1 pseudogene is annotated in these 351 nt (G+C 81.2%); it reads left to right on the top strand.

Annotated elements, in window-relative coordinates:
- A pseudogene (locus ACFF45_RS27535) lies at positions 1-282 on the top strand (hypothetical protein); the annotation flags it as partial.
- Positions 283-351: the final 69 nt, after the last annotated feature.

Here is a 351-nt window from a genome sequence, read left to right on the forward strand (position 1 = left end):
GCCGCACCGGCCGCACCGGCCGCACCGCAGCCGCGGCGGCCCGCCGCGCGGGCCCCGTCCCCGGCCCGGGAGATCCCGCCGCAGCACACCGGGTCCCGCCCGCGCTCCGACCCGCCCCGGCCGGCACCCCGCCGACCGTCCCCGCCACCGCGCGTCGGACTCCCGCACGTCTCCCCCACGGTCGGCGCCCACCCCGACGTGTGCGCCCTGGGCAGGACATACGGCGGCTGGCACCCGGACAGCCCGGAGGCGGTGATCTGCGAGCGGACGTACGGGCGGTGAAGGCGGAGGCGCGGTGAGCGGATGGCGGGTTGCCGCGCGTGGCGCGGACCACACGCGACCGCCCGGACA

Source organism: Streptomyces cinereospinus (genome assembly GCF_042430725.1).
In the GTDB taxonomy this organism is placed as follows: Bacteria; Actinomycetota; Actinomycetes; order Streptomycetales; family Streptomycetaceae; genus Streptomyces; species Streptomyces cinereospinus.